General features: G+C 69.8%; 11 protein-coding genes. 7 read left to right on the plus strand and 4 right to left on the minus strand.

The genetic code is table 11. The features are described from left to right. Positions 1 to 299, minus strand: a 299-nt coding sequence (locus G6018_RS13180) for an oxidoreductase (protein ID WP_182639850.1), incomplete at its 3' end; no start/stop codon positions are given. Between the two features lie 313 nt (positions 300 to 612). Here G6018_RS13180 and sucB point away from each other — a divergent pair. From sucB to G6018_RS13200, 4 genes are all read left to right on the plus strand, one after another. Then, positions 613 to 2,643 (plus strand): 2-oxoglutarate dehydrogenase, E2 component, dihydrolipoamide succinyltransferase, encoded by a 2,031-nt coding sequence (gene sucB / locus G6018_RS13185; protein WP_182639851.1) that lies wholly within the window; start codon positions 613 to 615, stop codon positions 2,641 to 2,643. Between the two features lie 84 nt (positions 2,644 to 2,727). Continuing rightward, entirely contained in the window at positions 2,728 to 3,405 is a 678-nt protein-coding gene (gene lipB, locus G6018_RS13190; protein ID WP_182611206.1) for a lipoyl(octanoyl) transferase LipB, read from the plus strand. A gap of 21 nt (positions 3,406 to 3,426) precedes the next feature. Further along, on the plus strand, positions 3,427 to 4,437 hold the full coding sequence (lipA, locus tag G6018_RS13195; RefSeq protein ID WP_182611207.1) for a lipoyl synthase: 1,011 nt from the start codon (positions 3,427 to 3,429) through the stop codon (positions 4,435 to 4,437). Positions 4,438 to 4,582: 145 nt separating this feature from the next. After that, complete coding sequence (locus tag G6018_RS13200) at positions 4,583 to 5,338, plus strand: DUF4191 domain-containing protein (RefSeq protein ID WP_179525016.1); 756 nt, start codon at positions 4,583 to 4,585, stop codon at positions 5,336 to 5,338. A 147-nt stretch (positions 5,339 to 5,485) separates the two neighbouring features. Here the strand turns inward: G6018_RS13200 and G6018_RS13205 are convergent, their stop codons facing one another. Beyond that, the gene (locus G6018_RS13205) at positions 5,486 to 5,974 is read right to left on the minus strand and encodes an RDD family protein (protein ID WP_179525015.1); all 489 of its coding nucleotides are present in this window, start codon (positions 5,972 to 5,974) and stop codon (positions 5,486 to 5,488) included. Between the two features lie 221 nt (positions 5,975 to 6,195). Between G6018_RS13205 and glnA the strand changes: the two genes are divergently transcribed. The 3 genes from glnA to G6018_RS13220 all read left to right on the plus strand — a co-directional run bounded on the left by glnA (position 6,196) and on the right by G6018_RS13220 (position 9,011). Further along, on the plus strand, positions 6,196 to 7,632 hold the full coding sequence (gene glnA, locus G6018_RS13210) for a type I glutamate--ammonia ligase (RefSeq protein ID WP_179525014.1): 1,437 nt from the start codon (positions 6,196 to 6,198) through the stop codon (positions 7,630 to 7,632). 113 nt (positions 7,633 to 7,745) lie between these two features. Beyond that, the gene (locus G6018_RS13215) at positions 7,746 to 8,156 is read left to right on the plus strand and encodes a hypothetical protein (protein WP_179525013.1); all 411 of its coding nucleotides are present in this window, start codon (positions 7,746 to 7,748) and stop codon (positions 8,154 to 8,156) included. Between the two features lie 45 nt (positions 8,157 to 8,201). Continuing rightward, a complete protein-coding gene (locus G6018_RS13220) occupies positions 8,202 to 9,011 on the plus strand; it encodes a DUF1206 domain-containing protein (protein WP_182611208.1) in 810 nt (269 codons plus the stop codon). 25 nt (positions 9,012 to 9,036) lie between these two features. On the opposite strand, the gene G6018_RS13225 is transcribed toward G6018_RS13220, so the two are convergent. Both G6018_RS13225 and G6018_RS13230 read right to left on the minus strand, forming a co-directional pair. Beyond that, on the minus strand, positions 9,037 to 9,567 hold the full coding sequence (locus tag G6018_RS13225) for a DUF732 domain-containing protein (protein ID WP_241730614.1): 531 nt from the start codon (positions 9,565 to 9,567) through the stop codon (positions 9,037 to 9,039). A gap of 15 nt (positions 9,568 to 9,582) precedes the next feature. Continuing rightward, a partial coding sequence (locus G6018_RS13230) for an endonuclease/exonuclease/phosphatase family protein (protein ID WP_182639852.1) occupies positions 9,583 to 10,136 on the minus strand: 554 nt, incomplete at its 5' end.

Raw genomic sequence — 10,136 nt, forward strand, 5'->3', positions numbered from 1 at the left:
ATGCGGACCTCCTCGAAGAGCCGCATCTGGTCCGGGTACCCGGTCTCCATCGCGTCGTAGAGGGGGATCTTGAGCTCGTCGGCGAGCTTGCGCGCGGTGGCCACGTCCCCCACCGGGCGTCGCGTCCACTCGCCGTCGAACGCGACGAGGAGGAGCCCGGGCACCGACACGAGGGTCTCGGGCTCCAGGTACGCCTCGATCCCCACCCGGGTCTCGCACCAGGATCGGAAGTGGGCGAGGTCGGCGGGATCCGCGGGGATCCGCGTCTGCCGCCGCCGGAAAAGATCGCGGATCGCCACTGTCGGTCTCCTCCCGTCGGCCCCCCGTCCGGGGTGGGGCCGTCTACGCCGAATCGATCGTACCGAGCCCGAGCACCGGTGATGGCGCGGCCGCCGGGCGGATCGGGCGCCCACAGACGCCGGGATCGGAGCGTCCGCCGACACCGGTAGGTGGCACAGGGCACAATGGGGGTCGATCGTCCGGGCGGGCCGCCACAGTGGTTCCGTCCCGGGTCGTCTCGAAGAATCGATAGCCCACCACCATGTCGCCGCTCACGCGGGTGCGGATCGCGCCGGCGGGCAGCGCCCAGAACTCTTGAGGAGTCACGACACCATGGCCTTCTCCGTACAGATGCCGGCTCTCGGTGAATCCGTCAGCGAGGGCACCGTCACCCGCTGGCTCAAGAAGGAGGGGGACACCGTCGAGGTCGACGAGCCGTTGCTCGAGGTCTCGACCGACAAGGTCGACACCGAGATCCCGTCGCCCGCCGCGGGCACGCTGTCCAAGATCGTCGCCGACGAGGACGAGACCGTCGAGATCGGCGGAGAACTCGCGGTCATCGACGACGGTTCCGGTGGATCGGACGACGCCGACGAGCCGGCGGAGGAGTCCTCCGACGACGATGTCGACGACGACTCCGATGACGATGCCGACGAGGCCGACACCTCCGCGGAGGAGGCCGACGAGGCACCCGCCGAGAAGCCCGCGACGTCCTCCGGCGACTCGGGCGGCAAGGGCTCGGGCGGCAAGGGCACCGAGGTCACCATGCCCGAACTCGGCGAATCCGTCACCGAGGGCACCATCACCAACTGGCTCAAGGCCGTGGGCGACACCGTCGAGATGGACGAGCCCCTGCTCGAGGTCTCCACCGACAAGGTCGACACCGAGATCCCCTCCCCCGTCGCCGGCACCCTGCAGAAGATCGTCGCCGACGAGGACGAGACCGTCGAGGTCGGTGCCGTCCTCGCCGTCATCGGCGACGGCGACTCCTCCGACCGGGACGACGAGGGGACGTCCGACGCCGCCGAGTCCACCCGTCCGGACGACGCCCCCGCGCAGGCGGAGGGCGATGCCACCGACGCTGCCGGCGCTGCTGAGCAGGACGACGCCGCGGGCGGGACCCCGAAGACCGAGAAGAAGGCGGCGAAGGAGGCCGCCGCCAAGGCCGAGAAGTCCGCGGACACGGCCGACGGCCCGGGATCCTCGGGCGCGCAGGGCGAGCGGGCCGAACCGGCGGAGGCCGCCAAGTCCGGCACCTCGCCGTCCCCCACCCCGTTGGTCCGGACGCTCGCCGAGGAGAAGGGTGTCGACCTCGAGACCGTCGAGGGCACCGGGGCCAGTGGGCGCATCCGCAAGCAGGACGTGCTCGCCGCGGCGGAGAACGGGGCGGAGAACGAGGGCGGCGCCACGGGCTCCGGCTCCGGTACCTCCCCCTATGTCACCCCGCTCGTGCGCAAGCTCGCGCAGGAGCACGGCGTGGACCTGGACTCCGTCAAGGGCACCGGGATCGGCGGACGCATCCGTAAGCAGGACGTCCTCGCCGCGGCCGAGGGTGGCGCCGAGGGCGGCACCGAGGCCCCCGCGGAGAAGAAGGCCCCGGCAGGCGGCCCGTCCAAGGCCGGAGTGCGACCCGAACTGGCCGAGCTGCGCGGGACCACCAAGAAGGCCAACCGGATCCGCAAGATCACGGCCAAGAAGACCCGCGAGTCGCTGCAGACCAGCGCGCAGCTCACGCAGGTCTTCGAGGTGGACATGAGCCGCGTCGCGCAACTGCGGGCCCGGACCAAGAGCCGGTTCGCGGACGAGCACGGCGTCAAGCTCACCTACCTGCCGTTCTACGCCAAGGCGGTGGTCGAGGCCCTGGTCTCGCACCCGAACGTCAACGCGTCGTACGACGAGGACACCAACGAGATCACCTACCACGGTTCGGTGAACCTCGGCATCGCCGTGGACACCGAGGCGGGGCTGCTCTCACCGGTCATCCGCGACGCCCAGGACCTGGACATCCCGGGGCTCGCCAAGGCGATCATCGACCTGGCGGAGCGGGCGCGGGCGTCCAAGCTCACCCCGGACGACCTCCAGGGGGGCACGTTCACCATCACCAACATCGGGAGCGAGGGTGCACTGTTCGACACCCCGATCCTCGTGCCGCCGCAGGCGGCGATGCTGGGGACCGGCGCGATCGTGCGGCGCCCCGTGGTGGACGCCGATGACGACGGCGAGTCCATCGCCATCCGGTCGATGGGCTACCTGCCGCTGACCTACGACCACCGTCTCATCGACGGTGCGGACGCCGGTCGTTTCCTCACCACGGTCAAGGACCGTCTGCAGAAGGCCGAGTTCGAGGGAGACCTCGGACTGTAGGTCCCGACGACAGCGCGACGGGCGTCCTCCTCCGGGAGGGCGCCCGTCGTCGTCTGCGAGATCCTTCGGCCTAGAGTGGACGGCATGTCCCACACCGGTCTGTCCCTGCGCCGCGATCCGGTCGAGCCGGAGATCCGCCGCCTCGGCACCGTCGAGTACACCCCTACCTGGGAGCTGCAGCGAACGCTCGCGCAGGAGCGTGCCGACGGAGCCCGCGGGGACACGATCCTGCTCCTGGAACACCCGGCCACGTACACCGCCGGGAAGCGCACGGAGCCGTCGGATCGCCCGGTCGACGGGACCCCCGTCGTCGACGTGGACCGGGGTGGTCGGATCACCTGGCACGGACCCGGGCAGCTGGTCGGGTACCCGATCATCGCCCTGTCGGACCCCATCGACGTGGTCGAGTACGTCCGCCGGGTGGAGCAGGCCCTCATCACCACGTGCGCCCGGATGGGGGTGGAGGTCGACCGGGTGGACGGCCGGTCCGGGGTGTGGTGTCCGGCCGGTGACGGCCGGCCGGAGCGCAAGATCGCCGCCATCGGGATCCGTGTCCAGCGCGGGGTGACGATGCACGGTTTCGCGCTCAACTGCGACTGTGATCTCGATGCATACTCGCGGATCGTCCCCTGCGGGATCGTCGACGCCGGGGTCACGTCCCTCTCGGCCGAACTCGGACGGGACGTCCCCGTCTCGGAGGTCCTCGACCAGGTCACCTCCGACGTGGTGGAGGCGCTCGACGGTCGACTACCCGTGGGGTGATTCGAGCGTAGGCTGGCGGCCGTGACTGTCACTCCCGAAGGCCGCAAACTGCTCCGCATCGAGGCCCGCAACGCCGAGACGCCGATCGAGCGGAAGCCCTCCTGGATCCGGACCCGGGCCACGATGGGCCCCGAGTACAAGGAACTCAAGGGCCTCGTCAAGACCGGCGGCCTGCACACGGTGTGCGAGGAGGCCGGCTGCCCCAACATCTACGAATGTTGGGAGGACCGCGAGGCCACCTTCCTCATCGGCGGCGAACAGTGCACGAGACGCTGCGACTTCTGTCAGATCGCGACGGGCAAGCCCAGTGCCCTCGACCGGGACGAGCCGCGGCGCGTGGCGGAGTCCGTTCGCGAGATGGGCCTGCGGTACTCGACCATCACCGGCGTCGCCCGGGACGACCTCGACGACGGTGGCGCGTGGCTGTACGCGGAGACGGTCCGCAAGATCCACGAACTCAACCCCAACACCGGCGTCGAGAACCTGATCCCCGACTTCAACGGGGATCCGGATCAGCTCGCGGAGGTCTTCGAGTCCCGGCCCGAGGTGCTCGCGCACAACGTGGAGACGGTCCCCCGGATCTTCAAGCGCATCAGGCCGGCGTTCCGGTTCGACCGGTCCCTCGGAGTGATCCGCGCTGCCCGTGACTTCGGGCTGGTCACCAAGTCCAACCTCATCCTGGGGATGGGTGAGACCACGGAGGAGATCGTCGACGCGATGATCGACCTGCATTCCGCGGGGTGCGACATCCTCACCATCACCCAGTACCTCCGGCCCAGTCCGCTGCACCATCCCATCGACCGCTGGGTCAAGCCGGAGGAGTTCGTGGAGTTGTCCGACCAGGCGCGCGAGATCGGTTTCGCCGGGGTCATGGCCGGTCCACTGGTGCGGTCCTCGTACCGGGCCGGTCGCCTCTACGTCCAGGCTCTCGAACACCGCGGCCAGGAGGTTCCGCAGCACCTCGCGCAGTTGACCTCCGGGGGCGCCGCCTCGCAGGAGGCCTCGTCCGTGCTGGCGCGCGCCCGGGCCTGACCCCCCGCGGGCCCACGTCCGACCCGGCCGTCTCAGCCGGGCCGCCCGGCCGTCTCAGCCGCGCCACCCGTCCTGCTCGCCCTGTCCACCCCTGCGGCGAACCGCGGTTCCCGAACGGTGGTCCCCGCCACGTATCCTGAACGGTATGGCGAAGAGCGAGGTCAGCAAGGCGGACAAGAAGGCGGCTCGGGCTGCACGGCGGCAGGCGAGCAAAGCGCAGCGCGGGCAGATGTGGGAGGCCCTGAAGATCCAGTCCAAGCAGGACAAACTCCTGTGGCCCCTGATGATCGGCGCGTTGATCCTCTCCACCGCCGCGTTCTTCCTCCTGGGTTCGCTCTGGGGCGGGGAGTGGTGGATGCTCCCACTCGGTGTCCTCACCGGTCTGATGCTGGCGATGGTGATCTTCTCCCGCCGCGTCCAGAACACCGTGTTCGCGAAGGCCGAAGGACAGCCCGGTGCGGCGGCGTGGGCACTGGATCAGCTCCGATCGGGCTGGCGCGTCAATCAGGCCGTCGCGGCGACGACCAGTTTCGACGCCGTGCACCGCGTGGTCGGCCGATGCGGGATCGTCCTCGTGGGCGAGGGGCAGCCGCACCGGCTCAAGCCACTCATGCTGCAGGAGAAGAAGAAGGTCGCCCGGGTCGTCGGTGATACCCCGATCTATGAGCTGATCGTCGGCGACGAGGAGGGGACGACCCCTGAACAGGTCCCGCTGCGCAAGCTCAACCGTCGCCTGACCCGCTACCCGATGAACATCAACCGCGCCAAGGTCGACGCCCTGGACACCCGGTTGCGTGCGCTGGGCACCAAGACCGGCATCCAGAACCAGATGCCCAAGGGCCCGCTCCCCCAGGGCGCGAAGGTCCGCAACATGCAGCGCAGCGCCCGGCGACGGGGCTGACCGGGGCCGGAGCCCGTCACGCCCACCGGTCGCGCTGGTCGCGCTGGTCGCGCCGGTCGCACTCGCCGGCCGCGCCGACGGGTTAGCGCGAACAGATCCCCGGATCCGTCTCCGGGCCCACCGGGCCCACCGGGACCAGCTCCGGGGTCACCGGGTCCGGATCAGCGCCGTACCCGTCGCCCTGTCGTGCAGGCCGCGGCCGTCCTCGTCCTGGACGAGGGGAGGCAGCAGGAAGAACACGAAGGCGACCCGGACGATCGCACGGAGGACACCGACCCGCTCGTCGGCGTCGATCCGTGCGGTGCCGATCCCGAAGAGTGCCTGTCCGGGCGTCTGGGCGAAGAGCCAGACGCACACCACGCCGGACAGGCCCCAGAGCAGCGGAGTCGCCCAACTGGCCACGGCGGAGAACGTCTCGCCTCCGAGCAGGCCCGGTCCACCGAGGGTGACGACGAGTCCCACGAACCCGTAGGCCAGGAACCAGTCGACCAGTAGCGCGCCGAGACGCACCCCCAGCGGCGCGAGAGAGCCCTCGCCGTACCGGGGCAGCCCGAGCCGCTCACCTTTGAAGGCCTGCTCCGGCTCGTTGCCGGACGAGGTCGGGCCGGACAGCCATGATCCTGCAAGTTCACGCATGGTTCCCAGGGTAACCGGGGCCCGGTCGATCCCCGTGTCGACGTTCCCCCGCAGTGGTTGACTAAGCTGACCCCTATTGGGAGGGACACCACCCGGCCCGCCTCTGTAACACTGCCGAAACATTCGGTTGACGGCCGGGCAACACCTCGCCCATATCGTGAGGTCACCGCACGACGGGCGGCACCGGTTGCCCGTCGCACAGAGAGACGAGGAGCGACATCGTGGCATTCTCCACTCCGGACGAGGTCATCAAGTTCATCAAGGACGAGGGCGTCGAGTACGTCGACATCAGGTTCACCGACCTGCCCGGCGCCGAGCAGCACTTCACGATCGCTGCCGCGGCTTTCGACGAGGACATGATGGAGGACGGCCTGGCGTTCGACGGCTCGTCCATCCGGGGGTTCCAGTCGATCCACGAGTCCGACATGATGCTCCTGCCGGACGTGTCGACCGCTCGCCTCGACCAGTTCCGCAAGGCGAAGACGCTGAACATCAGCTGCTTCGTGCACGACCCCTTCACCCGTGAGGCCTACAGCCGCGACCCCCGCAACGTCGCGCGCAAGGCCGAGGAGTACCTGATCTCCACGGGCATCGCCGACACCTGCTTCTTCGGTGCCGAGGCCGAGTTCTTCGTGTTCGACTCCGTCCGCTACGGCTCGGGCACCAACCACGGCTTCTACGAGGTCGACTCGATCGCCGGCAACTGGAACACGGGAGCCGAGTCCGAGGCCGACGGTTCACCGAACCTCGGGTACAAGGTCCGCCCCAAGGGCGGGTACTTCCCGGTGGCGCCCTACGACCACTTCGTCGACCTGCGCGACGAGATGTCGACCAACCTCACCAACGCCGGCTTCGAGCTCGAGCGCTTCCACCACGAGGTGGGCTCCGGTGGCCAGCAGGAGATCAACTACAAGTTCAACACGCTCCTGCACGCGGCCGACGACATCCAGCTCTTCAAGTACATCGTCAAGAACACCGCGTGGAAGAACGGCAAGTCCGCGACCTTCATGCCCAAGCCCCTCTTCGGTGACAACGGCTCCGGCATGCACGCCCACCAGTCGCTGTGGAAGGACGGCAAGCCGCTGTTCCACGACGAGGCCGGCTACGCGGGACTGTCGGACGTCGCCCGCTACTACATCGGTGGCATCCTCCACCACGCGCCCAGCCTGCTCGCGTTCACCAACCCCACGATCAACTCGTACCACCGGCTCGTCCCGGGTTACGAGGCGCCGATCAACCTGGTGTACTCGCAGCGCAACCGCTCGGCCTGTGTCCGTATCCCGATCACGGGCAACAACCCCAAGGCCAAGCGCATCGAGTTCCGCTGTCCCGACTCGTCGGGCAACCCGTACTTCGCGTTCGCCGCGATGATGATGGCGGGCCTGGACGGCGTGAAGAACAAGATCGAGCCGCACGCCCCCGTGGACAAGGACCTCTACGAACTCCCGCCGGAGGAGGCCGCCGACATCCCGCAGGCCCCCACCTCGCTTTCCGCGGTGCTCGACCGCCTCGAGGCCGATCACGAGTACCTCACCGCGGGTGGCGTGTTCACCGAGGACCTGATCGAGAACTGGATCGAGTACAAGCGGGAGAAGGAGATCGCCCCGGTCAACCTGCGTCCGCACCCGCACGAGTTCGACCTGTACTACGACTGCTGATCCCGCAGCTCGCGTAATCGTTGAAACGCCCCGGCCCCTGTGGCCGGGGCGTTTACGGTTGACCCAGGACCGGGGAACGCCAGGAGGCGGGGAACGGAAGGGGTCGGGAGCTCGTGGACGCAGACGACGTGGACTTCCGGAGCGCCTCCCCGAGGGCCAGACCACTCAAGGTGGTCGCGGCCGCCCTGGACCCGGATCACGAACCGGGAACCGGCGGCGACGGCGAGAGCTACCCCGTGCTGCTCAAGCTGTCGCGGGTGCTCGACCCCGAGGAGGCGAGGTTGATCCTCGAACGGAACCCGTTCCTCCATGCCAGCGCGGGCTCACGCAAGCTCATCGCGATGGACACCTCGGTCGAGACACTGCGCGAACAGAAGGACCGTCTCCAGCTCCTCCTGGCCGAGGTCGAGGCGGACGCACTCGCCGAACAGGCCCGCCGCCGCTCCGAGGAGCACCGCGCGGCCGAACAGCGGCTGGCCGAGCTCCGTCGGCGGAACGACGTCCTCGGCGAGATCGAGTGGTGAACCGCCGAGGTCGTGGGGAAGCCGAGCTCGTGGGAGAGTGCTGAGATGAAGACACCCAGTTCCCCTCGCTCCGTTCAGGGCGCCGCCCGCTCCGCCGTCGACCATCCCGCCCTCGAGTGGCTGGCCCGCGCGGGCTTCGTCATGAACGGGATCCTCCACCTGCTCATCGGGTGGATCGCCATCCGGATCGCGACCGGATCGGGCGGAGAGGAGGCGTCCAACTCGGGTGCCCTCGCCGAGATCGCCTCCGCACCGGGTGGCCAGGCCCTCCTCTGGGTCGGCGCGATCGGCTTCCTCGCCCTCGGTCTCTGGCAGGTCATCGAGATGATCCTGGGATCGGAGGAGGCCTCGGACAGGGTCAAGGCGGGCGCCAAGGCCGCCGTCTACCTCGCTCTCGGCGTGACCACCGCCCGGTTCGCCTCCGGTGGATCCGATTCGGATTCCGAGACGGCGTCCGGTACCACCGCCGGACTGCTCGGCTCCGCACCGGGCAAGGTCGCGCTCGTCGTGGTGGGCCTCGTGATCATCGGCGTGGGCGCGTATCACGTCTACAAGGGCGCCACCAAGAAGTTCGTCGAGGACCTGGAACGCACCGGGGGCGGACACGTCGGGCGGGCCATCGTCGTCTCCGGTCAGCTCGGGTACATCGCCAAGGGTGCCGCCCTGGTCATCCTCGGCGGACTGGTGATCGCGGCGGTCGTGACCGCGGATCCCGAGAAGGCGGGCGGACTCGATGCCGCGCTGCGAACGGTCGGCGAGCAGCCGTTCGGCCAGATCCTGCTCATCATGACCGGCGTCGGGATCGCGTTGTACGGCGTCTACTCCCTGGGCCGTGCCAAGTACAGCCGGATGTGAGACGCCGGGCTCACACCGGCCGGGCTCAGCCGAGCTTGGGGAAGTTCTGGGGGCAGTAGGTACCCACGGCGGCGCCGAGGAAGAATCCCTGCTGCTCGGGGCCCAACCGCCCGTACTCGCCGAGCCACCCCGAGACCTCGTCCATCTGCTGGCCCCCGTCGAAGCGGCCACACGCCTCCGCGGCGGTGGCCACCGGATCCACGCCCTCGGGGAGTGCGACGTCCTGCCTCTGCAGCAGCGCGACGAAGTCACCGCCTCCGGGGGCGACGGGAGCGGGCTCAGCCGCCGGGGTGTCGTCCGCTCGTGGTTCCGGCGCGGGCTCCCCCGGCATCGGTTCCGGCTGCGGCTCGGGCGGCGGGGGCGGTGTCACGGGCCCGGTGGGCTTCTCCGGTCGCTCCTCGGCGAACGGGGTACTCGACGCGGCGGACGTCGTGGTGGACTCCGTGGCCACCTCGGGCGCCTCCCCCTCCACGGTCGCCCCGCCACAACCTCCGAGTACCACGGCGAGCGCGACCGCACCGAGGCCGGACGCTGCTGTCAGGATGCGTGAACTCATGGTGCGCATCGTAGGTCAACGGACCCGGTCCCCGGCAAGACGTACCGTCGCGATCACGCCCAGGTGATCGGTGCCACCCACCCGGACGGTCCTGGTCTCCCCCACCGCCGACGCTCCCCGCGCGAGCACGTGGTCGATGCCGATCAGTGGCGGGACGCGCCCGTCGGCTGGCCACGTGGGCACCCAGCCGTCGCCACCGCCGGAGACCGAATCGGTGTACCCTAGCCCACGCAGTCCGCGGAACCGGGCGTGGTCCCAGGTGGCGTTGAAGTCGCCGCCCACCACCACGGGGGCCGGTCCGGGCAACCCGCCGAGGTACCACCTCAGACGGTCCGCCTCCTCGACCGCGGCGGGACCGTCGAACACGGGCGCGACGGGGTGAGCCGCCACCACCGTCACCGGACCCGCGGGACCGGCCATGTCCGTGCGCAGGACTCCCAGGCTGAATCCGGCGACCCGCTCGGGTGGCGAGAGCGGGTACCGCGACCAGACCGCGACGCCCGCGGCCTGCGGGGCGGGATCGGATGCCTCGTGCGGGAGCATCTCGCCGAGGCCCGCCGCGCGGAGAC

The organism is Dietzia sp. DQ11-44, assembly GCF_014145205.1.
Classification (GTDB): domain Bacteria; phylum Actinomycetota; class Actinomycetes; order Mycobacteriales; family Mycobacteriaceae; genus Dietzia; species Dietzia natronolimnaea.